Annotated in this window: 21 protein-coding genes and 1 tRNA gene; 5 read left to right on the forward strand and 17 right to left on the reverse strand. The window is 49.7% G+C overall.

Annotated elements, in window-relative coordinates; translation table 11 throughout:
• Genes METH5_RS0102970 through METH5_RS0102980 form a run of 3 tightly spaced genes read right to left on the reverse strand, consistent with a single transcriptional unit; the run spans nt 1 to nt 2,339 of the window.
• Nucleotides 1-987, reverse strand: coding sequence for a heme A synthase (locus METH5_RS0102970; RefSeq protein ID WP_029147107.1), 987 nt, complete (start codon nt 985-987; stop codon nt 1-3).
• 3 nt (nt 988-990) lie between these two features.
• Nucleotides 991-1,611 (reverse strand): hypothetical protein, encoded by a 621-nt coding sequence (locus METH5_RS0102975; RefSeq protein WP_029147108.1) that lies wholly within the window; start codon nt 1,609-1,611, stop codon nt 991-993.
• A gap of 2 nt (nt 1,612-1,613) precedes the next feature.
• Nucleotides 1,614-2,339, reverse strand: a complete 726-nt coding sequence (locus METH5_RS0102980) for an SURF1 family protein (RefSeq protein WP_029147109.1) — start codon at nt 2,337-2,339, stop codon at nt 1,614-1,616.
• A 49-nt stretch (nt 2,340-2,388) separates the two neighbouring features.
• Here METH5_RS0102980 and METH5_RS0102985 point away from each other — a divergent pair, with 49 nt between their 5' ends.
• The gene (locus METH5_RS0102985) at nt 2,389-2,589 is read left to right on the forward strand and encodes a twin transmembrane helix small protein (protein WP_029147110.1); all 201 of its coding nucleotides are present in this window, start codon (nt 2,389-2,391) and stop codon (nt 2,587-2,589) included.
• A gap of 50 nt (nt 2,590-2,639) precedes the next feature.
• Here METH5_RS0102985 and METH5_RS0102990 read toward each other — a convergent pair whose 3' ends face one another.
• The 5 genes from METH5_RS0102990 to METH5_RS0103010 all read right to left on the reverse strand — a co-directional run bounded on the left by METH5_RS0102990 (nt 2,640) and on the right by METH5_RS0103010 (nt 7,632).
• Entirely contained in the window at nt 2,640-3,572 is a 933-nt protein-coding gene (locus METH5_RS0102990) for a cytochrome c oxidase subunit 3 (RefSeq protein WP_029147111.1), read from the reverse strand.
• Nucleotides 3,573-3,615: 43 nt separating this feature from the next.
• Complete coding sequence (locus METH5_RS0102995) at nt 3,616-4,152, reverse strand: cytochrome c oxidase assembly protein (RefSeq protein ID WP_029147112.1); 537 nt, start codon at nt 4,150-4,152, stop codon at nt 3,616-3,618.
• A gap of 211 nt (nt 4,153-4,363) precedes the next feature.
• Nucleotides 4,364-5,959 (reverse strand): cytochrome c oxidase subunit I, encoded by a 1,596-nt coding sequence (ctaD, locus tag METH5_RS0103000; protein ID WP_029147113.1) that lies wholly within the window; start codon nt 5,957-5,959, stop codon nt 4,364-4,366.
• A gap of 24 nt (nt 5,960-5,983) precedes the next feature.
• Nucleotides 5,984-7,150 (reverse strand): cytochrome c oxidase subunit II, encoded by a 1,167-nt coding sequence (coxB, locus tag METH5_RS0103005; protein WP_029147114.1) that lies wholly within the window; start codon nt 7,148-7,150, stop codon nt 5,984-5,986.
• 20 nt (nt 7,151-7,170) lie between these two features.
• Complete coding sequence (locus tag METH5_RS0103010; protein ID WP_029147115.1) at nt 7,171-7,632, reverse strand: DUF2244 domain-containing protein; 462 nt, start codon at nt 7,630-7,632, stop codon at nt 7,171-7,173.
• A gap of 624 nt (nt 7,633-8,256) precedes the next feature.
• Between METH5_RS0103010 and METH5_RS0103020 the strand changes: the two genes are divergently transcribed.
• Complete coding sequence (locus METH5_RS0103020) at nt 8,257-9,042, forward strand: DUF2189 domain-containing protein (protein WP_029147116.1); 786 nt, start codon at nt 8,257-8,259, stop codon at nt 9,040-9,042.
• A 102-nt stretch (nt 9,043-9,144) separates the two neighbouring features.
• Here the strand turns inward: METH5_RS0103020 and METH5_RS14705 are convergent, their stop codons facing one another.
• The 3 genes from METH5_RS14705 to METH5_RS0103035 all read right to left on the reverse strand — a co-directional run bounded on the left by METH5_RS14705 (nt 9,145) and on the right by METH5_RS0103035 (nt 12,914).
• Nucleotides 9,145-10,659 (reverse strand): hypothetical protein, encoded by a 1,515-nt coding sequence (locus METH5_RS14705; protein ID WP_198290672.1) that lies wholly within the window; start codon nt 10,657-10,659, stop codon nt 9,145-9,147.
• A 91-nt stretch (nt 10,660-10,750) separates the two neighbouring features.
• Nucleotides 10,751-12,559 carry a DUF262 domain-containing protein gene (locus tag METH5_RS0103030; RefSeq protein WP_029147117.1) on the reverse strand — a complete coding sequence of 603 codons (1,809 nt, stop codon included), beginning with the start codon at nt 12,557-12,559 and terminating at the stop codon, nt 10,751-10,753.
• A 270-nt stretch (nt 12,560-12,829) separates the two neighbouring features.
• Nucleotides 12,830-12,914 (reverse strand) — tRNA-Leu (locus METH5_RS0103035).
• Between the two features lie 56 nt (nt 12,915-12,970).
• On the opposite strand from METH5_RS0103035, the gene queA reads away from it, so the two are divergent.
• Both queA and METH5_RS0103045 read left to right on the forward strand, forming a co-directional pair.
• Complete coding sequence (gene queA / locus METH5_RS0103040; protein WP_029147118.1) at nt 12,971-14,011, forward strand: tRNA preQ1(34) S-adenosylmethionine ribosyltransferase-isomerase QueA; 1,041 nt, start codon at nt 12,971-12,973, stop codon at nt 14,009-14,011.
• 57 nt (nt 14,012-14,068) lie between these two features.
• Nucleotides 14,069-14,941, forward strand: coding sequence for a hypothetical protein (locus METH5_RS0103045; protein ID WP_029147119.1), 873 nt, complete (start codon nt 14,069-14,071; stop codon nt 14,939-14,941).
• Nucleotides 14,942-14,989: 48 nt separating this feature from the next.
• On the opposite strand, the gene METH5_RS0103050 is transcribed toward METH5_RS0103045, so the two are convergent.
• Complete coding sequence (locus METH5_RS0103050) at nt 14,990-15,631, reverse strand: lytic transglycosylase domain-containing protein (RefSeq protein WP_029147120.1); 642 nt, start codon at nt 15,629-15,631, stop codon at nt 14,990-14,992.
• Between the two features lie 215 nt (nt 15,632-15,846).
• A complete protein-coding gene (locus METH5_RS0103055) occupies nt 15,847-17,553 on the reverse strand; it encodes a proline--tRNA ligase (RefSeq protein ID WP_029147121.1) in 1,707 nt (568 codons plus the stop codon).
• A 238-nt stretch (nt 17,554-17,791) separates the two neighbouring features.
• Between METH5_RS0103055 and METH5_RS14710 the strand changes: the two genes are divergently transcribed.
• Nucleotides 17,792-18,619, forward strand: a complete 828-nt coding sequence (locus METH5_RS14710; protein WP_081726689.1) for a PEP-CTERM sorting domain-containing protein — start codon at nt 17,792-17,794, stop codon at nt 18,617-18,619.
• A 15-nt stretch (nt 18,620-18,634) separates the two neighbouring features.
• On the opposite strand, the gene METH5_RS0103065 is transcribed toward METH5_RS14710, so the two are convergent.
• Genes METH5_RS0103065 through METH5_RS0103080 form a run of 4 tightly spaced genes read right to left on the reverse strand, consistent with a single transcriptional unit; the run spans nt 18,635 to nt 21,222 of the window.
• On the reverse strand, nt 18,635-19,252 hold the full coding sequence (locus METH5_RS0103065; protein WP_232410922.1) for a hypothetical protein: 618 nt from the start codon (nt 19,250-19,252) through the stop codon (nt 18,635-18,637).
• Nucleotides 19,221-19,730: a TPM domain-containing protein gene (locus METH5_RS0103070; RefSeq protein ID WP_029147124.1), complete on the reverse strand. Its 510-nt coding sequence runs from the start codon at nt 19,728-19,730 to the stop codon at nt 19,221-19,223. Before METH5_RS0103070 ends, METH5_RS0103065 begins: the two co-directional genes overlap by 32 nt.
• A gap of 17 nt (nt 19,731-19,747) precedes the next feature.
• Nucleotides 19,748-20,617, reverse strand: coding sequence for a YgcG family protein (locus METH5_RS0103075; protein ID WP_029147125.1), 870 nt, complete (start codon nt 20,615-20,617; stop codon nt 19,748-19,750).
• Nucleotides 20,618-20,625: 8 nt separating this feature from the next.
• Complete coding sequence (locus METH5_RS0103080; protein ID WP_029147126.1) at nt 20,626-21,222, reverse strand: LemA family protein; 597 nt, start codon at nt 21,220-21,222, stop codon at nt 20,626-20,628.
• Between the last annotated feature and the right edge of the window lie 4 nt (nt 21,223-21,226).

Raw genomic sequence — 21,226 nt, forward strand, 5'->3', positions numbered from 1 at the left:
TTAATATGACGCTCTAATTGATGTATTGAATACTCTGGCGTTAATGGCGACCAGCCACACACCCAACAATGCTGCCCCTGCGTTGTGCAATACCGCCAGCACCAACGGCAATTGCAACAACAAATTACCAATGCCAATAGTCACTTGGCCCAGCACGACTGCCAGCAGACCCCATGCCAGCACTCTTGTAGCCGCACGTTGCAACAACAGCCTGACACTGACCATCATCCAGCCCAATACCACCAGCGCGCCAAGGCGATGCACCCACTGAATCGCCGTCAGTGCACTCAGGTGCAGTTGACCGCCATCGCGACTTTCACCCAGTGCCCGCGTGAGGTAAAACGCCTCTCCAACATCCATGTCCGGCCACCACACACCATGGCAGGTTGGAAAATCCGTACACGCCAATGCGGCATAGTTACTGCTGGTCCAGCCGCCCAGCAACACTTGCAATATCCAAACCACTAACGCCAGTTGCAGCCAGCGTTGCTGGCTAGCGGGCAAGGCAACCTGCTGCTGGCTGCTATGGCGAAAGGCGACCCAGCATAGCAATGCCAAGGTCGTCATGCCGCCCAGCAAGTGCAAAGTCACAATCACCGGCTTGAGCAGCAGGGTGACCGTCCACATGCCAAGCAGTGCCTGCATCACAATCAACACCACCAAGCCTGCCGATAACTGCCAAGGCGTTTTAATTACTTGCCGCTGACGATAAGCCAGCACAGCCAATGCCACCACTAGCAAGCCCAAACTGCCAGCCAGATAACGGTGCGCCATTTCTTTCCATGCCTTGGCATGTACGACAGGCTTATCCGGGTAAGCTTGCTGTGCAGACTGAATAGCGGACTCACTTTGCGGCACGGTCAGGGCGCCATAACAACCAGGCCAGTCCGGGCAGCCTAATCCGGCATCTGACAGCCGCACATACGAGCCAAGCACCACCACACAAAAAGCCACAATCGCAGCCAACACACTCAACGCTTTAAACATGACTTAGCCTGCCCAGGAAGCCTTTAACAATTTCATTAAATCTTTACGTATCCACTTGGCTTCCAGCTCAGGGCCATACTGCATCATCACATTGCCGAGAGGGTCAATAAAATAAACGCGATGGGCGTCAAGCGTGTTTTGCCCACCACCACTGAGCATGCTGCCCAACGCGGCGACCTGCTCCGGCTCGCCATTAATAATCAGCAAATCAGGATAGCGGGCACGAATGGCCGACGTGTCGGCCTGCTGGGTAATCAGCACACGCTGCACGCGTATCATGTCTTTATATAACGAAACATAAATCTGCCGCATGTCGTATAAACGCTGCATACAAGGCGCATCGCACTCACGCGCGATTAGCGCAATGTTCCATTTATCCTGCCAAAATGCGGGCAATGCCTGCTGCCTGTCACTGACCCAATGCGTCGTATGTGCGATAGACACTGGCGGCTGAATCAACTCGCCATAACTTTTACCAGTGGGCCGCCAGTCAAACTTAATCATGGCGACAACGACCAATAACGGCACCGTAAAAAAGATCGCCAGCAATAAAAAAATCATGCGGCCTTTACGCTGTTGTGCCTGATCCAGCACTGCCAAAGCATTTGTTTCTTCGTGGGTCATATTCACGCCCGTTTCTCCACCATTTGAGTCAAACCGATCACCAAGCTCGCCACGGCAAAGCCAAACCACTGGTAAGCATAACTGAGATTTTTTTCCACTTGCCCGGCTGGCACATCCCAGTGGCGCAGATAACCATCGCCAACAGCGGGGTCCAGCTTTAAAATCACATCAGGGAACGTATAAGGCACATGCTGACGCAAGTAAGTAAAGTCGAGCACTGGCTGTACAGGTTGCCATGCTAAGCCTGGTTTATCCAACCTGAACCCCACCTTTTTTTGCTGCCAAAACAAACCTTTAATTACTTGCTCGGCCGGTGAAGTTGTAATCTCAGGTGTTTTTTGGTGATCAGCAAAGCCTGCCAGCCAACCGCGGTTAACCCAAATCACATGCTGCTGATCACTGAGTAAAAAAGGGGTAATGACATGAAATCCGGCTTGCCCTTGCTCTAGCTGGTTATCAAGAAAAAAAGCGAATTGCGGCAGATAATGCCCTTGGAACGTGACTGTTTGCAGATGCAACGCGCTCACCTTATCAGGAGAATCCAACGCTTGCGCCTGTGGCTGAATAACATCGCCATCATGCGCCAATGCGCGCGTAATCTCCTGCTTTTGCTCGGCCTTGTGCCATTGCCACAAACCAAGCTTAATACAGCTCCAGATTGCAACTACCATCACAGACAACACCAGCCAGCGCACACGAACGACATAATTTCCCAAGGGTATTTGCATTTTCCAGCTTACAGCCCATAATGTGACCAACTTAACGCGAGATCACATCATGTTCATTAAAATTGTCACCATTTTGATACTGATTGTCATTGTTGGCAGCCTATTCTCTGCCCTGCTCTTTTTGCTCAAAGACAAAAGTGGTTCCGACCGCACTGTAAAAGCCCTGACCATGCGCATCGGCTTATCTATTGCCCTGTTTCTTGGCTTGATCGTTGCAGCCCATTTTGGCTATATAGGCCACACACTTTAAACCATCACACACTTGCTAAAAAGGGCGCGAATGGCGCCCTTTTTTATTCATTAGAGCATGTAAACAAAAATATACAGGCCTAACCAAACCACATCGACAAAGTGCCAATACCAGGCGACACCTTCAAAGCCAAAATGATGTTCTGGCGTAAAGTGACCCTTGATACTGCGTAACAAAATCACAATCAGCATCAGCGTACCAATCGTCACATGAAAGCCGTGAAAACCAGTGAGCATAAAAAAGGTCGCACCATATGCGCCCGATTTAAGCGTCAAGCCCATTTCGGTATAAGCATGGTGATACTCGGCCGCCTGACAGCACAGGAAAGTCACCCCCAGCGCCACGGTTAAAAACAGGCCAATGATTAACCGCTTGCGGTTATTTTTAATCAAGCCCCAATGTGCCCAGGTAATGGTGGCGCCCGAGCTAAGCAACAGCAGCGTGTTAATCAGCGGCAAACCGCTCCACGACATCGGGTGAAATGCAGGATTAGGTTTATAAGCCTCACCAAGCACCGTGCCGCCAGGCCCTTGTGATGGCCACGCACTTAAAAAGTCTTTATAGGGCGTAATATCCGGCGCATACGAGGCTAAATCAGGCACCGACAACACCCGCATGTAAAACAGCGCGCCAAAGAAAGCGGCAAAAAAAGCCACCTCTGAGCAGATGAAAACGATCATGCCGATGCGGAAAGACTTATCTTCCCACTTTTTATATTGGCCAGTGAGGCTCTCGGTGACCACGGCACTCAGCCACTTGAACATCATGGTGAGGATAATCGCCAGACCCAGATACATCATATATTTACCTGGGGTTGCCAGGTAAGACAGCGCCGGATTCTTGATCGAGCCATCCAGGCGCGTATCCGAGCCGGTGACATTAAAAACAAAACCACTGGCCATAGACAGCAATCCGACAGAAATCAGTGCCGGATAAATGCTGCCATGCGGGACAAAATAGTGATTTTCTGAATGACTAGCCATGCATTAGCTCCCTATCCTTTAACTTGTTGCTCATAATTATTGTTTACTGACTTGCCGGAAAAAACGAATACGACAAGGTCATTTCTTGTACATCTTGAGGCAGCTCTGCACTGATAAAAAATCGCAGAGGCATCGCCTTTACTTCCCCAGGTTTAAGTGTCTGCCTGACAAAACAGAAACACTCAATTTTTTTTAAATATGCCGACGCTTTACCTGGCGTCACGCTTGGAATCGCTTGCCCGGCAACCTCTACATTAGTGGTGTTTTTTGCTTCAAACATCACCGTGGTCACTTGGCCCGGATGCACCACTACACTGTTTTGCTTGGGATAAAAGTTCCAGCCCAAACCCGGCATCACTGCAGACACAAACTGCACAGTGACTTCACGCTTTAAGTCTACAACAGCATGGCTCGCACTCTCAGGCGTACTTTTCGTTTTGCCGTTGAGCCCGGTGACCGAACAAATCACGTCATACAATGGCACCAGCGCAAACGCAAACAGCAGTGCGCCAGCAATCACCCAGACTAATTTCAACGCCAGTTTTTTATTGGCCGCGGCCTGTGCTTGTTCTAATGCCATAACAGTTGCAAGCGCCGCTTACTTCCAAATCGTAAACATCGAAACTAAATACCAGATAATTGCGACCGCGGCTAACAGCCAGGCAATTTTTCTACTCTTCGACTGCTTGGGATCACTCAAAATACATCCACCTTTAACACAGCCAATCAATCACAGACTGATTGGCTTTTGCCTCAATTTACTTACTCAACGCCTTACTTAAACCTGTTTTTTATTTAACAACCGGCTGCTCAGTAAAGCTATGGTAAGGCGGCGGTGAAGACAATGTCCACTCCAGCCCTTGCGCACCTTCCCACACTCTATCAGTGGCTTTTTTGCCGCCTTTGACACAGCTGATAATAATGTACACAAACAGCAGTTGTGACAGGCCCAGCACAAACGCACCTACCGTAGAAATCATGTTGAACTCGGCAAACTGCAAGGCGTAGTCAGGAATACGACGCGGCATCCCGGCCAGGCCAACAAAGAACTGCGGAATAAATGTCACGTTAAATGAGATGGCAGTGAGCCAGAAGTGTGTTTTACCTAACTTCTCGTTATACATATGGCCAGTCATTTTTGGCAGCCAGTAGTACACACCCGCCATAATGCCCATGATGCCACCAGCAAACAGGGTGTAGTGGAAATGCGCCACCACGAAGTAACTGTTGTGATATTGCGCATCAGCCGCCACGTCGGCCAGTACTAAGCCAGTCAAGCCGCCAATACCAAACAAAATAATCCAGCCAACAGTGAACAGCATGGGGGTTTCAAAGCTCATCGAGCCTTTCCACATAGTGCGAATCCAACAGTAGAACAACACCGCTAATGGCAACGAAATCGCCATAGTGCTATACATAAAGTACAACAGCGCCGGCACCGGCATACCCGCAGTAAAAAAGTGGTGTGCCCACACAACCACAGCCAACGCACCAATCGACCACAATGAGTAAACTTGTGCTTTGTAGCCATACATTGGTTTGCGGCTGAATGTTTGCAGAATTTGAGGAATAAAGCCCCACACCGGCAACAACAGGATATACACCTCAGGATGACCAAAGAACCAGAACAGATGCTGGAACATGATCGGGTCACCACCACCAGCAGCATCAAAAAAGTGGGTGCCAAAGTGACGGTCTGTCAGCAACATGGTCACCGCACCTGCCAGCACCGGAATCGTCGCAATCAGCAAGAAAGCAGTAATCAACCAGCCCCAGGCAAACATCGGCATTTTCATCAAGGTCATGCCTGGTGCGCGCATGTTGTAAATGGTCACAATAATGTTGATTGAGCCCAATACTGACGAAATACCCAACAAGTGCACGGCAAAAATGGCGAAGTCGACGCCAATCCCGCCTTGCACAGACAGTGGCGGGTAGAAGGTCCAGCCAGTCGCCAGCGCGCCGTCACCCACTCCAAACAGTGCGAGCGTAAAAGGCAGTGTCAGCAGAATCGCTGAAGGTGGCAAAATCCAGAACCCCCAGTTATTCAACCGTGGCAAGGCCATATCAGGGGCGCCAATTTGCAAAGGCAGCATCCAGTTGGCAAAACCCGTCGCGGCAGGCATCAAGGCAGCAAAAATCATAATCAGTGCATGCACACCAATCAACTGGTTAAAAAACTCAGGATTCATTAACTGCAAACCTGGCTTAAACAACTCGGCACGAATGCCTAAAATCATCGAGCCACCGACCAAAAACATCACCAGTGAAAATGTTAAATACATGGTGCCGATATCTTTGTGGTTGGTTGTCGTTAACCAACGCATAATCCCGGTCGGATGGTCGTCGTGATGCTCATCATGATGTGCTACGGTTGTAGTACTCATAGTGCTCTCCTAAAATCTCAAATATTATTCGCGTGCAGCTTTAACTTGTGTTGGCTGCACAAGTCCATCAACCGCTGCCGTATTACCCAGCGCATTGCGCTCATAGGTAATCACTGCAGCAATCTCTGTGTCGTTTAATGTCGACTTCCAGGGAGGCATCACGCCTTTACCATTCAACACACGGTCCAGATGACTGTCTTTTTGATATTTACCATCGGCGCCAAAAATCGGGCCAGTGGCGATTTTGCTGCCTGTGAGTGCCGGAAAAGCAGGAGGCAAGCCTGCGCCTGTGACCTGATGACACACTGCACAGTTTTTCTCGTAAACCACTTTACCTTGCGCAAGCAGCTCATCTTTGGTCATTTCTTTCACATCGTTAGCGGCTTGTTGCTCACCCTGCTTTTTGGTCGCCCATTGCGCAAACTCTTGTTTAGACACGGCATTCACCACCACCGGCATGTAGCCATGGCCTTTACCGCAGAGCTCTTTACACTGCCCACGATAAACGCCTTCTTTTTCAACCTGCACCCAGGTTTCACGAATAAAGCCAGGCACCGCCACGCGTGAAGAACCAAACTGCGGCACCCACCAGTTGTGTAACACGTCAGAAGCTGTCATCAAAATGCGCACCTTCTCGCCAACAGGCAGCACCAGCGGGTTATCCACCTCCAGCAGGTAGTGCTCGCCTTTATCCGCTTCGTTATGCATTTGGTCATTGGTGGTTGCCAGGTTGCTCACGAACTTGATGCCTTTGGCATCGCCGTCCAGGTACTCATACTGCCAGCGCCATTGTGAGCCGGTAATCTTGATCACCATGGTCGACTGGTCGCGCGTATCTTCCATCATCACCACGCTGTGGTAAGCCGGAATCCCCATGATGACAAAGTCAATCAACAACAAAATCGCAAACGGGATCAGGGTCCAGAAAATTTCAACCGCAGTAGAGGGCGCTTTATCGGCAACAGGCTTGTGGCCCTTGCTGTGACGGTGCGTCACAATGGAGTAAATCATGATTGCCAACACCGCCACAAAAATCACGGCAGTAATCAGCATAAATTTGTTATGTACGTGTAAGGTATCCAAAGCCATCGGCGTCACCGGCTCTGGAAAGTTCCAGGTGTAATCAGCACGTGCACTTAAAGACAAGAACAATGCGACTGCACCAACCCCAAATTTCTTCATCCCTTGCATCTAATCGCTCCAAAATCCAGTTATTTAGTTTTTAGAAGTATTCGCTTGAGATGAGACGCTACTTGCTCGCGCTGCGCGTTGTCCATAGTACCTCTACCAAACTCTACTTCTTGATGATGGGACCCAATCCACAGTGACGTTTTACCGTTCTCACCTTCCCTGAGCGTTATCCGGGTCCAATAGCATAGAAAGCGAACGTGTTTTATTTCTCCCAACACACTTTGCTCGATTTCCACTTGATCCTGAACGAAAGTAATCTTTTCGTAATCACCGCTGTGACGCAATACCACCACAAACGCCAGAACCACCAACACCAACTCCAGGCCAGCAAACGGCAACACCATCCACGCACCCACATGCAAAAAGGCCAACGCAATCAGCCCTGAAAACACTAGCAGGCTCAGCAGCAACTTACACACACTCTCTGTAGAAGCAGATGCGTTAGGCCTTGTGATGCATTGTGTTTCGCAAATAGACAACATGTTTGCCAACCCAAATTTAGCTTGTAGCAACTAAATTACGTTTAGTTACAAATTTGTTACACGTTGTAAATTAGCACAAGAGCAACCGAGTGACAAGACAAAAAAGTGTGATTGCCCATGTCATCAATGTAAATTTATGGTGAGATTTGGTGAACACTGCAGCGCAGTCATCGCTTGCAAGAAAGCGCCTGCAACAAGGCGCGCAGGCATTTTAAAGACCGGTGGATAGCAAGAAAAAATACCTCAAGACCAAACAAAAAACCTTTTTTGTAAACACGCAACTCGTGATGCACTCAGCCACAATTTTCTGCATGATTGTGCTCATCACGACCCATAAACTGCAGTCGCAGGAAAAAATATGACGACTGCATACGCGAGTTTTTTGTGGTAGATTCTTAATCGTATCCTGATGCGAAAGCGTAGTCATCAACCAAAATTGCGTGGTCGACTGGTTGCGCAAAACCAGTCGAAACAAGGCTTCAGGACTGTTTTTTGTGTTAAAAAATTAGCAATGCAAGTAGTGGTGACAAGCCATCATCAAAAGCTTTTTTAGCTTGAAAAGATCAGTCATGCAGTCTGCAAGCACTGATTGATGGCCACCATAATTTTTAGGGGGCTAAACACATGAGCATTCACAATATACCCGCAACAAAAGTCAGCGCTGACGATGACATTTCCATCCGCCAGGTAAGCCCCAACATCATTCTCGACTGGCTGCATGCAGGCGTCACCGACATTCATCTCGGCGGCTGGGCCAGCCTGTTTTACGGCATTATTCTCTCAGCCACCGGCGTCATCATACATAGCGTGTTTGCTGATAATTACTGGCTACTGGCTGGCGTCACCACTGGCTTTTTCTTGCTGGGCCCGTTTTTAGCCATGGGCCTCTACGACTTAAGCAAGCGCCTCGAATCTGGCGAGCCACCGTCACTACGCCCCACCCTCACTGCCTGGCTGCCCAACTTGCTCAACATCACGCTGTTTACCGGGCTGCTGATCTTGGTTTTTCTGGGCTGGACGCGCCTATCAATGAGCATCTTCGCCCATTACTTTCATCACGCCCTACCCACTTTTGTCGACGTTGTCATCAACGTCTTCACCTTTAAACAACCCACGTTCCTGTTCGTCTACTTCTCCGCCGGTGCCGTGTTTGCCGCCTTTATTTTCAGCATCAGCGTCATCGCCATGCCTCTCATGCTAGACCGCAACACCAGCGCCTGGACCGCAGCAGTCACCAGCCTGCGCACATGTGCACACAACCCTGTGACCATGACACTATGGGCTTTTTGTATTGTAGTACTGGTGGGGTTCGGCCTTGCGACCAACTTTTTGGGATTGATTTTGACCATGCCGGTGGTTGGGCATGCTAGCTGGCATGTATATCGCGATCTCATCGCTATTAAGAATTAGCTAAGGCCTAGTAACAGGCAACTCAAACGCAACCGCTGAATCGGGACAATCTTTGATCATGATGGTGGTTATGACAAAACTGAACGCTCATGAAATACGCTCTCAAAAATCCAAATGTTTGCCGCAGTGGCCGATGACCAATTTTTGCTCTACAGCTATCCATTCAAAATGGATACGCAAAGTCTCCGCCAAACTGTCTTTCACACCGCTCTTCAAATGTTTTTCCATCACGAAAGTTTTTCCGTGATAGACAAAGGTTCTTCTCTGCTTGCCCGGGCCGCTCAGAGCCTGGCCTTCGTTCTGTGCGTATGCATTATGTCCGAAAGCAGCCTTGGCATGTTGATCACCTTTGCCATCAGCCAAGGCCTGCCAGTATTCGTTTGCCAGCTTGGATAAGAGTTCGAACGCTTTATCACCGAAACGAAATCCACCACGATCAGACTCTTTTGCTGAATTGATAGCGGAATCCAAAACCACAATTCGATCTACGTACAGAGATGAAATCAACTCTAAAGCTTGTTGAAGACTTGGAATACCTTTTAAAACTGCAGTTATCGACTCACGCAGCGGTGCTAGCGCCTCCACCACATCATCATCTTGACTATCTTCGCTTGCTTGGCGCCCACTTAGTGCATACTTCAAATTAGCAATATCAGCCTGCAGTTTTCTAGCTTCATGCTCTTTCTCTTCATATTCGATGCGAATACGAGCCAACTCCGCATCCTTGGTCAACAATTCTTGATCGGCTGACTCCAATAGTGCGATGTAATCGCCTAATTCTTCAGAATTGTTACTGTCTTTGGCGCGCTCAAGCATCTGTGCCAATTGGCTCCGTAAGACAGCTTGATTCACCATCTCTGGAGAAATATGTCGCCATGAGTACGGCAAGTTTGTACGATGGGTAATAGCGGACAGCACCTCAGACTCGACCTTTTTTCCCTCAGCATGAAAATCAGAAATCTCTGACGGGCGAAATAAAACTGTTTCGCAAAACCATCCTCGGTCCCCCTTGCGCGACGGGAAAATAACGTTAATAGCACCGCCAAATGCAATATATCTTCTACCAACAATCTCTTCTATGGCAAACGTGTCCACCGAAACTGGCACAGCAACCACATCAGATAAACCAACCAAAATTGAACGTAAACGTTCCAGATCAACTGGATAAGCTCCATCCCTATCGCAACTAATTAATGTGATTGGATGTTCTCGCTCTTCGCGTTCAACCTCATGCAAAAATGCCATTGCGCTCTCTTGATCCAAGCGCTTGACGCTCACGCCTGGAGTTTGTCCTATCGGCGAACAGTCTTGTATAAGTTGCTGTACCAACTTGGGACGCGTTACTTGAATTGGCTCGTTGACTTTTGCGCTGACTTCATCAGTCTTGAGCAATATTGAACATTCAATCGGCTTACCAATATTTTCTTGGCGTAATCCAACCTCAGTAATCCATCTTCTGCCGGAAACTTTATCGTCTCTGTGACTGAGTTGAACGCCAAAAACATAGGGATAAGTTGCTTTCTTTTCTGCTGATACCGTTACACGTGATAAAAGGACAGAGACGAAGTTCGCGTATCCCCTCAGCGAGTCTCTCTGTATCAATATACTGTTTTGCATGTTGTCCAACCCATCGTGCAACCAACTGAATGATTTGCTCGGCACCATTTTTAGGTTCTAAGACGAATTTATTAGCATAGACCAGCATAACTTAATCTTCCTTTAGCAAACTCAGGATGGACTTCACCTCCTTGAGCATCTTGTCTGTTCGTGCCGTCACCGCGGCCTCATTCCATTCGGTGCGCGTGGCCAAATCAACGTTCAGATAAAGCCCGTTTCGATACCCAATGAAGTCGCCCTTGTCGTTCTGTCGGTCGCGCTTTTTCATGAACTCCATCGTACCTAGTTTGGAGTTGTATCCACTCAGGGTCAAGTTGCCGAGTTGGTGGGCACAACGCTGGCGTATGCCGTCAGCCGTATCCTTGCCTTTAAGCTCCAGCATAGCCACCCAGCCTGGGCCAAGGTTTTCTGTTTTGGGTAAGATGTGCTCGACCGTAAAAACGGGACGATCGTTCGCGTCGTGCGCCCACAGGTCGCGTTTATTCTCACGGGTCTGATGCACTTCTTCCAGCTTGCACAGCATGAAGCGAGTGGCCTCGTAGTTGTCGAGGTACACATCGCCCTTCAGACGGGCATCACACACATCCTCTGAGGCAGCACGCGCCAGCAACCAATCACTCGCGCGCTTCACAAATGCGTCCAGCGTGGTAATTGAACTCGCACGCATCTGTTGCAGCAGCTCACCTATCAATTCCACAAACATTGGGTCAAGTTCACGGGTAGGCGGCATATCTGTAAGGTTTCGCCAAAAGAACCACTTGGTGAGCAGCGCGGCCATTTGACTCAGCGCCTCGCTTTCATCCCACACCTGACTACGAGCAACCTGGCTCACCCACAACAAAAACGCATAAGCGGGTGCAGCGCCGAGGCGCTGCAGGTCCTGCAAGTTGGCCGCAGTGCCTTCGCTCCATTGATCTCTGGCTGCCGCTGGATTGAGCAGCGACGAATAGATCTTGCCCTGGGATTGCAGGGCGTGAAAAAGCCATACCGGGCGCTTGCGCAACAATGTGTCGTAAATGTTGATGAGATTGGAGCGTGTTGCCCTTGAACAGCCTTTGACTTCTACTCGCTTGAGGTACTTGAACACGTTGTATAGCTGCCGCAAGAAGCGCTCTTGCACAGCCGGATCAGGCAACAAATCAATCAAGTCTTTCCACTCATCAAACGCCAGGTCAATACCGTAGTCAGGGCGCTTATCGAGCTCTGCCAGCAAGTTGTTCTTGATGATATCGATGGCCGACAGCGGGATGCCTCGGTTGTTGATCGACTCGAACAACATAAAGGCATCCGAATGGCTTTGAACCTCAATCTTGACCAAGATCGCCGACTTGAGTTTTTCTAACAGTGCCATGGCCTGAGCAATGGTTAATGGTAGAAGTCGCTCGCAGAAATACCTGTAAGCCTTTGCGATACGTCGATTTCCGAAGTTGGCCAGCGCTTTGGGTGAGGTGACCAGCTTTGGGAAAAGCTCGCTCAGAATCCGCTGAAAGTCCGCCTTGTTCTGCATCTGCTCGCTGGGCTCAAACCGCCATTGATTGTTCGCCTTGATGAACATTCGGTTTTTCAGATTCACCATCTCGACGTTGTAATCATCATCTTGATCAGGATTCGACTTTAGTTTTTCGTAAAGCGCACAGAATAGAAGGCTGATAGTGGTAAATCTCTGTTGACCATCGATCAGTTCTAGTTTGCTGCCCGCCATGGAGTCCTTTTGGCTGTTGACACAAATGATTGATCCAAGAAAATGTCCGGAAGGAGACTCATCTAAATCGGTAAATAGCGCATCCCAATTTGCCAGACCCCAAATGTATTCGCGTTGATACTTTGGAATAAAGAAGGTGTATTTTTCGTCAGGATTAAAGTAAAAGCTAATTGGGAAAGCATCGACATTCTGAATCATTCTTTACTCGTTATGAGAATAGACAAGCCTTGGCCGTCAGTATCAGTAATTGTGTAGTCTTTTTCAGCTGTTTTGGCGTTGCGGAGTTGCGTGTCAGTGAGTGCCATGTGTATAAAACTTTCGCGTGTATAAAAATATTATTCGCAAAGTTATACACCAAAAATGTATATGTCAAGCAACGTCCTGATATGAAAAAAGGCCTAGATTTTCATCTAAACCTTTGATTTTCATTGCTTTTGAGTCATTCTGGTACTGTTTGATAGTACTTCATGGTGCCGGGAGCCGGAATCGAACCGGCACGCCTTGCGGCGCTGGATTTTGAGTCCAGTGCGTCTACCAGTTCCGCCATCCCGGCATGGGATATAATGTTGGACATCTCAAAGACAGCTATTATAACCATAATTTTGATTTATGAAAACTCTAGATTTCGATTTTTATCTTCCACAACACCTGATTGCACAACATCCACTGCCGAATCGCTCAGAAAGTCGCCTGCTGGAAGTCGACGCCACTGAACAAACCATCCGGGATAATTACTTCCGCCAGATTGCCGATCACTTTGACGCAGGCGATGTATTGGTGCTTAATGACACTAAAGTGATTAAAGCCAGGCTATTTGGGCAAAAAGCGACCGGCGGCCAGATTGAGGTGATGATAGACCGCGTGCTCTCTGCGCAAGAGGCTTATGCGCAGATTAAATCTTCACGCGCACCCAAAGCGGGCAGTTTGTTGCATTTGTCGGGCGGCTATCAGGCAGAGGTATTGGGCAGACAGGCAGACATGTTCCACATTCGCCTGCTGGGCGATGAGTCGTGGTATGACTTTTTGGAGCAGTATGGCCAGTTGCCGCTGCCGCCTTATATTGAGCACACCGCGGATGCGGCGGATGATACGCGTTATCAAACCGTGTTTGCCAAGCACGCGGGCGCGGTGGCGGCACCGACGGCTGGTCTGCATTTTGATGAGGCCTTGTTACAGTTGCTCATTAATAAAGGGGTGCACGTGCGCTACGTGACATTGCATGTGGGCGCGGGGACGTTTCAACCGGTGAAAGTCGACAATATTGCCGAGCACCATATGCATAGTGAGGTTTACCATTTGCCTGAAGAAACCATCAGCACGATTTTGCATGCGCGTGCCAACGGCAAGCGCGTGACGGCGGTTGGCACCACTTCACTACGGACGCTGGAAAGCGCTGCACATGCGGGCAAGCTATTTGCGCATCATGGCGACACCGATATTTTTATTACGCCAGGTTTTGAGTTCAAGTTGGTCGATCGACTGATCACGAACTTTCACCTGCCGAAAAGCACCTTGATGATGCTGGTTTCTGCGTTTGGCGGCTATGATTTGTTGCGCCAGGCCTATGCGCATGCGATTGATCAGTCTTACCGTTTTTTCAGTTATGGTGACGCGATGCTGATCACGCGCACACCATCCTCGAAATCTTAAAACTTGCGCGTTAAAATACAGTCTATTAAATACCCATAAAAACAGGATGACGGAGCTATGCAATTCACCCCAAAAATATTGAGCGTACTGGCACTTTCTTGCCTGGCGTTATCAGCCCAGGCTGAGATTTTGCCTGAAGCAGAAGTCAGCGTGAAAATCCCCCTGGTTAAAAAACCAACCACGCGCCCAATGGCCGTGGCTTATTTGCCGAGCAACCAACACTATTACATTGCCGATGGCGGCCTGGCGCCGATGGGCAGCGAATTCGAGGCGCCGATTTCAAAGTCTGAGGTGCACGCTTTTACCGCAGACGGTAGCTATGTCAACTCGGCCAAACCTGGTTACGACAATCGTTCGCTGTATTACAACCCAAACTCCGGCAAGCTGGAAACCATTACCTACAACATCTCCAGCGCGGTAGGTTTTTCACCCAACACTGGCATTTATAGCCTGGATGTAGGTGACAAAGGCGAGCTGCTAGAGACCTCGGGCGATGTGGCGCAGTTTAACCCTGCGTTTGGCGATGCAGGCACCATGCCCAGCTACGACCCGGTGAGCAAACAGTATTATGCCAAGCAAGACAGGGGCAATAGTGTGTTTGTGGTTGACACCAAACAACGCGAAAAACTACGTGAAATCAAACTCGATTTTGCAAAAGCACAAGTCGCGCACGACGATGTCAGTGACCATTACATCGCCTTTACCGGCGTGGCTGGCAATGAGCTTGCCTTACTGGATGTAGACCACAAAGCGGTGCTGATTTTTGATTTGAATGGTCAACTTGTCGGCAAAAGCGCGTTGCCTGCCACCATGAAGCTACGCTCGCAGAACCACTTCAACGGCTTGGGCTACACCAACGGCATGATGTTTATCTACCATGAGCCAGAAGGTGAATTTGGCACCTATTACGGCTTTAAGGTGGTTAAATAGAAAATAAAAAACCGCGCATTGGCGCGGTTTTTTGATCTTTACTCAGCACTACTGGCTAGCGACATTGAGTTTAGGCGAGTCTAACACTGGCGCATAATGCCAGTGGTTGCGCCAGGCACCAACCACCATGTTAGGGTAGTCAGGCTTGCCCAGGCTACCGTTATACCGCCCAAGCGCGCGGTAATAATCACCGCGTTCAATATCCAGGTAATGACGCAAAATCGTGCAGCCATAACGCAGATTTAAGCGCATATCAAACAGGTTATGCTCATTCGCACCTATCGACTTGACCCAAAATGGCATCACTTGCATGTAACCACGGGCACCCACGCTAGACACTGCATATTTTTTAAAGCCGCTTTCGACGTGAATCAGGCCTAATACCAGTTGTGGATCCAAGCCAGCACGTGTGGCTTCATAGTGGACCGACTTAAGAAAATCTTCGCGGTATTGCGCATCTGGCATACGCTTGGCCAAGCGCGCAGACATTGTCTGCATCCACTGTTGTGCAGAGTGCTCAGTATCGAATAATAAGCGCGGTGCCGCCAGGTCACTGACAGACTTTTGCATGAGCGTTTTCACGCTGTTGGCCAGCGGCTCTTCTTTTTGATTGCCAGCCATGGTTGGTGCCGACCATGCACATAAGCCGGCCAGCAATACTGCAAACAAAAAGAAGAATGCTTTTTTCATTGCATCTATTGTAGTCAAATTCGTCCCGCCAAAGGCGCCAAACAGAGGGATGAATTCCCTCTAATTACTGGCGAATGAAGCACGAAACAAGTGAGCGAGCGGGATAAAGTGCAAGACACACGGCACGCAAGCGCCGAGACAGTACAATGAGTACGGCGAGGTGCTGAGTACCGTGCAACGCAGCAATTTTCCCGCGCAGCCACTTAAGTGCGTGCTTACACAAGTTTGTCACGCAAAAAGGTCACGCATTCAATCAGTTGCAAGTTCTGTGCCTCATTGTCAGTACGGCCTTTATATTCCACCTTGCCTTCAGCCAAGCCACGGTCGCCAATCACCACGCGATGGGGAATCCCCATCAGGTCGCTCTCAGCAAACATCACACCCGGGCGCTCGCCGCGGTCATCCAGCAACACGTCAACGCCTGCTTGTTGCAACTGGGTGTAAAGCTCAAATGCCGCTTGTTTAACCGCGTCGCTCTTATCCAGGCCAATCGGGCAAATCACCACGGCAAACGGTGCCATGCTCAGCGGAAAAATAATGCCTTTATCATCACTGCCCTGCTCAATGGCGGCACCGACAATACGTGACACACCAATGCCATAACAGCCCATTTCCATCACTTGTGTCTGCCCATTTTCGTCCAGATACGTCGCCTGCATGGCCTCAGAATACTTGGTACGTAATTGGAAAATATGGCCGACTTCAATGCCGCGACACAAATCCAGCGTGCCTTTGCCATCCGGGCTGGCGTCACCAACCACCACATTGCGAATATCTGCCACAACCACTGGCTCTGGTAAATCACGGCCAAAATTAACGCCTGCCAGGTGAAACTTTGGTTTATTGGCGCCACAAACAAAGTCACTCATCAGGGCGACCGTTCTATCTGCCACCACACGCACGTTGGCGTTGACACCCACCGGGCCAATAAAACCAGGTGGGCAGCTTAGGTTGGCGCGAATTTCTTCTTCGGTGGCCAGGCGGAAATTTTTCACACCATCAATCTTGCCAAATTTCACTTCATTGAGTTGATGGTCACCACGCAACAAGGCCAGCGTAAACACATCATCGACCATCAACGCGACTGATTTGACGGTCTTGCTCACTGGCACATCCAGTAATTTGGCTACATCTTCACAAGTGGTTTGCTTGGGTGTATCGACCTCGCGCATCGCCTCACTGGCGGCAGCGCGGCTACCGATGGCAACGGCCTCAGCCAACTCAACGTTAGCGGCATAGTCAGACTGCTCGCAATACGCCAGCGCATCTTCACCGCTATCGGCCAACACGTGAAACTCTTGCGAACCGTCGCCACCAATGGCGCCTGAGTCAGCCTTTACTGCACGAAACTTAAGGCCCAAACGCGTAAACACATTGCTGTAAGCGGTGTGCATGGCGTTATAAGTGTTGACCAGGCAATCGGCACTGGTATGAAAAGAATAGGCATCTTTCATCAAAAACTCACGTGCACGCATCACGCCAAAACGCGGACGAATCTCGTCACGGAACTTGGTCTGAATCTGGTAAAAATTGAGCGGCAGCTGCTTGTAACTACTGATTTCTTTACGGGCGATGTCAGTAATCACTTCTTCATGCGTTGGGCCAAAACAAAAGTCGCGTTCGTGGCGGTCTTTAATCTTCAGCATTTGTGGGCCAAACACCGCCCAGCGGCCGGTTTCTTCCCACAACTCTTTGGGCTGCACGGCAGGCATCAGCAACTCTAACGCACCGGCCTTGTTCATTTCGTCGCGCACAATGTTTTCCACCTTGCGCAATACGCGCAAACCTAGCGGCATCCAGCTATATAAACCGCTGCCCAGCTTTTTGATCAGCCCTGCCCGTACCATCAATTTGTGGCTCATCAGCTCGGCATCTGAAGGGGCTTCTTTTTGGGTGGCAATAAAAAATTGTGAGGCGCGCATATAAGGTAAATTGAATTCAAATCTAAAGGCAGGATTTTAGCCTTAAACCAGGGCTGAGTCAGTAATAAACCATTGCCATAGACGACATTCGCGCGCAATCTCAATATTTTACATTTACACAAAACTAATATACATTCATCACTGGTCACTCGGCGGCTTGCGGGCCATGCCTGTTGTGAGCTGCAACATGTTATAGAAGTCATTGGATTTATTATTCAAACAATAGAAAGGCTTTGTTATGTTGTCACCTACTCATCGTATGCATTCACTACTCGCTTCAGCCGTTTTTGTGCTTTCGTTCTCTCTAAGCCCGCAGGCAAATGCGGCACTTGTTAGCTACACGTCCGATGGTGCCGATCTTGTCTACAGCAGCATTAGCGATGTCAGCTGGACTAAAGATGCACATTTACTCTCAAGCATGATCAGCAATAGTGGCTACAGCACCGTGGTTGATGCCATTCTCACGGCAAATGCTGGCGTCACGTTTGGCAGCACACCTTATACGCTTTCAAACGCTGACTTTAGCAATGTGGGCGAAACTTCATGGTGGGGCGCCATGGCGTTTGTTCACTACCTGAATACCATCAACTATGCAGGCAGTGACGCGTGGCGTTTGCCAACGGTGACCGACATTGGTAATGATGGATGCAACTGGAGCCTGGGTGGCACCGATTGCGGCTATAACGCAGCGACCAATGGCACGGCTGCCGGAGATGAGATGGCCGAGCTTTACTACAAGGAACTGAACGGGCAGGCTTATAGTGGTGAACACAGCCAGTACCATGGGATTAATAGCCCACTGTTCAGCAATGTCCAATCTTTTTACTGGACAGGCACAGAACTCATCACCGACCCCAATAACGCCTTTATTTTTTTCGCCACTTACGGTGATCAAAGCACCTATATGAAAAACAGTACCGTATGGTATGCCTGGGCGGTGAGTCCTGGATCCGTTATTCCAGTGGATGTGCCTACTGCGGTGCCAGAACCAGAGACAAATGCCCTATTACTGGCAGGTCTGGGACTCATACTCATGTTCGCCGTTTTGCGTAAACGCACGACCTAGCAACCATCAAGGCGATTACTTACTTAAAATCGGGCTATCTTCTGGAATATAGCCCTTTTTCCATTGCGCCATCGGCACAATGGTGGCTGGGTAGCTATTGTCATAAAACCAGCTGTCTACGGCATATTCGGCATTGCTTTCAAGTGCTTGAATCACGGCTGCGCTATGCGGCCAGCCAGTCAAAAAGAACTTGCGGGTGCGGGTATCCAAAATGCGGTGAAAGCGAATCAGGCCAGCCTGCTGCATTAGGCGCATGTAGGTGGTGCTGTTAATGGCTTCGTCGTTACAGTCTTGCTGATGCTGGTAGGCGCGATTGTTAAATGTCCCGGCGCGGTCGGCAGCAGTGCCAACTTTGGTGCCAACGATATCTTCCAGAACGCCAATGGCCTGTGCGATTGCCTCGCGCTCGGTTTCGGCGGTTTGTGGCAACGGTGTAAACAAGCGCGTCACGTTATTCCACTCGGCTGGGGTTAAGCTGAGCACATCAAACTGGGCGCAACCACCGCCCTGGCAAACTTCAAAAGCAGCTAATGAAGGTGTGCTGTGATAAATGCGGTTGATGTCGTGAAGATCTGCACGGGCAATATGGATGCCTGCCAGGCTAAATAATAAGTACGCGATTGGGTAATTCATTACGCGGCACCGCTTCGGGCGGAAAAGAGCGCGCGAGCTGCTCACCAATGGCCTGTATGCCGTACACCACGCCTGATTCAAACTGCCCACTTCTGAACATTCCTTCCATTTGCTGGCAGATGAGTTGCCAGCCCGCATCACCCACTTGCCGGTGTATACCGCGGTCCGCCACAATTTCAACATCATGGTCAGCCAACAATAAGTAAATCAACACGCCATTGTTATGCTCGGTATCCCAGATATTAAAATGGCCAAATAAATTGATCGCACGTTGCCGTGGCGTCACCCCTCGCAGGATAGCATAGGTGGGTAAACCAGCCTCAATCACCACCCGGATTTCACCGGCATGGTGACGCTCGTTTTGTGCAATGGTCTGCTCAATCTGCTTGAGTGCTTGTGGAGAAAACAAGGCTTTGACATGGCGAGGATGGCTCCAGGCATGTTTAAACCAGCGGTTGAATGGATGCACAGGTTTCATACGACTCTCAAGGTTTGTTACCAGTCACCGGAAGCTCCGCCGCCGCCAAAGCCACCACCGCCACCACTAAAAATGTCGGGGCCACGACTACCGCCGGAATAGCCGCCAAAGCCACCGGGCACATAAGGCCCTGAACCACCACCACGGCCACCCATGGCGAGCGTGAACACAAATGCCGCCAAACCAATCAGGCCCATGATCAATGCCGTCGCCCCTAGCCAGCCAGCGAGGCCACCAAGGATGCCGCCAGTGACCAAACTCCCGGGCAAGTCTCCCAGTATGCCTTTGAAAATTGCGCCACCGATAATGGCAGCAAACATCAAAATAGGTAGCATGCCCATCCAGTCGTCAGCATGTGCCTGGCGCGCTTGCTTTGCAGGGGCAGGCAGTTGCTCACCCTGAATCAGCTTGATCAAGGTATCTGTCGCCAGATTCAAACCCTGGTAAAACTGGCCTTGCTTGAACGCTGGCGTCATTTGCTCACTGATAATACGTTTGGCAATCGCATCGGGAATCGCCCCTTCCAAGCCATAGCCAACCTCAATGCGCATTTTTCTATCGTTTTTAGCGACGATAATAATCACGCCATCATCTTGCTTTTCACGGCCAATTTTCCACGCCTCAGCCAGGCGGATACTAAACTGTGAGATTTCTTCTGGCTGCGTGGTTGCAACCACTAACACTGCCACTTGCGAGCCCGACTGTTGTGAAAACTGGCTGAGCTTTTGATTAAGCGCCGTTTGCTCTTGGGCAGACAGTGTTTGTGTCAAATCCGTCACTGCGCTTTGCAGTGGCGGAATCTCCACCAGACCATCGGCCGCCTGACTAGCCGCTAGTCCAAACAGCAACCACCAGGCCAGCAATAGCGACTTCCAGCATGCATGCATAGCGTTAATTACTTGTCGCTGCCAAAATCAACTTTGGGCGCCGTTGAAATCGCTTTTTCGTTTTCAACCGTAAATGATGGTTTGGGCTGATAGCCAAACATCATGGCAGTTAAATTATTAGGAAAACTACGCACAGCCACGTTGTATTGCTTCACCGACTCAATATAACGGTTGCGCGCCACCGTCACACGGTTTTCAGTACCTTCAAGCTGTGCCTGCAAATCACGAAAGCTGGCGTCAGCCTTCAAGTTAGGATAGTTTTCAGACACTACCATCAAGCGTGACAACGCACTGGTCAACTGGCCTTGTGCGGCCTGGAATTTAGCAAGCGCATCCGGGTCATTAAGTAGCTCAGGGGTCAACTGCATGCTACCTACTTTGGCACGGGCTTCGGTTACCTCAGTCAGCACTTTTTCTTCATGGCTGGCATAACCCTTAACGGTAGACACCAGGTTAGGCACCAAATCTGCACGGCGTTGATACTGGTTTAGCACCTCAGACCAGTTGGCCTTGGCTTCTTCATCCAGGCTTTGAAACTGGTTATAGCCACAGCCAGACAGGCTCAAGGACGCTACCAGCAACAGCATATTTAATAATCGACGCATGTCA

This window comes from Methylophilus sp. 5, assembly GCF_000515275.1.
Classification (GTDB): domain Bacteria; phylum Pseudomonadota; class Gammaproteobacteria; order Burkholderiales; family Methylophilaceae; genus Methylophilus.

Excerpts from the sequence above, each read along its gene's own strand:
- METH5_RS0102970 (WP_029147107.1), bottom strand. The coding sequence starts at position 987 with ATGTTTAAAGCGTTGAGTGTGTTGGCTGCGATTGTGGCTTTTTGTGTG.
- METH5_RS0102975 (WP_029147108.1), bottom strand. The coding sequence starts at position 1,611 with ATGACCCACGAAGAAACAAATGCTTTGGCAGTGCTGGATCAGGCACAA.
- METH5_RS0102980 (WP_029147109.1), bottom strand. The coding sequence starts at position 2,339 with ATGCAAATACCCTTGGGAAATTATGTCGTTCGTGTGCGCTGGCTGGTG.
- METH5_RS0102985 (WP_029147110.1), top strand. The coding sequence starts at position 2,389 with ATGTTCATTAAAATTGTCACCATTTTGATACTGATTGTCATTGTTGGC.
- METH5_RS0102990 (WP_029147111.1), bottom strand. The coding sequence starts at position 3,572 with ATGGCTAGTCATTCAGAAAATCACTATTTTGTCCCGCATGGCAGCATT.
- METH5_RS0102995 (WP_029147112.1), bottom strand. The coding sequence starts at position 4,152 with ATGGCATTAGAACAAGCACAGGCCGCGGCCAATAAAAAACTGGCGTTG.
- ctaD (WP_029147113.1), bottom strand. The coding sequence starts at position 5,959 with ATGAGTACTACAACCGTAGCACATCATGATGAGCATCACGACGACCAT.
- coxB (WP_029147114.1), bottom strand. The coding sequence starts at position 7,150 with ATGCAAGGGATGAAGAAATTTGGGGTTGGTGCAGTCGCATTGTTCTTG.
- METH5_RS0103010 (WP_029147115.1), bottom strand. The coding sequence starts at position 7,632 with ATGTTGTCTATTTGCGAAACACAATGCATCACAAGGCCTAACGCATCT.
- METH5_RS0103020 (WP_029147116.1), top strand. The coding sequence starts at position 8,257 with ATGAGCATTCACAATATACCCGCAACAAAAGTCAGCGCTGACGATGAC.
- METH5_RS14705 (WP_198290672.1), bottom strand. The coding sequence starts at position 10,659 with ATGCAAAACAGTATATTGATACAGAGAGACTCGCTGAGGGGATACGCG.
- METH5_RS0103030 (WP_029147117.1), bottom strand. The coding sequence starts at position 12,559 with ATGATTCAGAATGTCGATGCTTTCCCAATTAGCTTTTACTTTAATCCT.
- queA (WP_029147118.1), top strand. The coding sequence starts at position 12,971 with ATGAAAACTCTAGATTTCGATTTTTATCTTCCACAACACCTGATTGCA.
- METH5_RS0103045 (WP_029147119.1), top strand. The coding sequence starts at position 14,069 with ATGCAATTCACCCCAAAAATATTGAGCGTACTGGCACTTTCTTGCCTG.
- METH5_RS0103050 (WP_029147120.1), bottom strand. The coding sequence starts at position 15,631 with ATGAAAAAAGCATTCTTCTTTTTGTTTGCAGTATTGCTGGCCGGCTTA.
- METH5_RS0103055 (WP_029147121.1), bottom strand. The coding sequence starts at position 17,553 with ATGCGCGCCTCACAATTTTTTATTGCCACCCAAAAAGAAGCCCCTTCA.
- METH5_RS14710 (WP_081726689.1), top strand. The coding sequence starts at position 17,792 with ATGTTGTCACCTACTCATCGTATGCATTCACTACTCGCTTCAGCCGTT.
- METH5_RS0103065 (WP_232410922.1), bottom strand. The coding sequence starts at position 19,252 with ATGAATTACCCAATCGCGTACTTATTATTTAGCCTGGCAGGCATCCAT.
- METH5_RS0103070 (WP_029147124.1), bottom strand. The coding sequence starts at position 19,730 with ATGAAACCTGTGCATCCATTCAACCGCTGGTTTAAACATGCCTGGAGC.
- METH5_RS0103075 (WP_029147125.1), bottom strand. The coding sequence starts at position 20,617 with ATGCATGCATGCTGGAAGTCGCTATTGCTGGCCTGGTGGTTGCTGTTT.
- METH5_RS0103080 (WP_029147126.1), bottom strand. The coding sequence starts at position 21,222 with ATGCGTCGATTATTAAATATGCTGTTGCTGGTAGCGTCCTTGAGCCTG.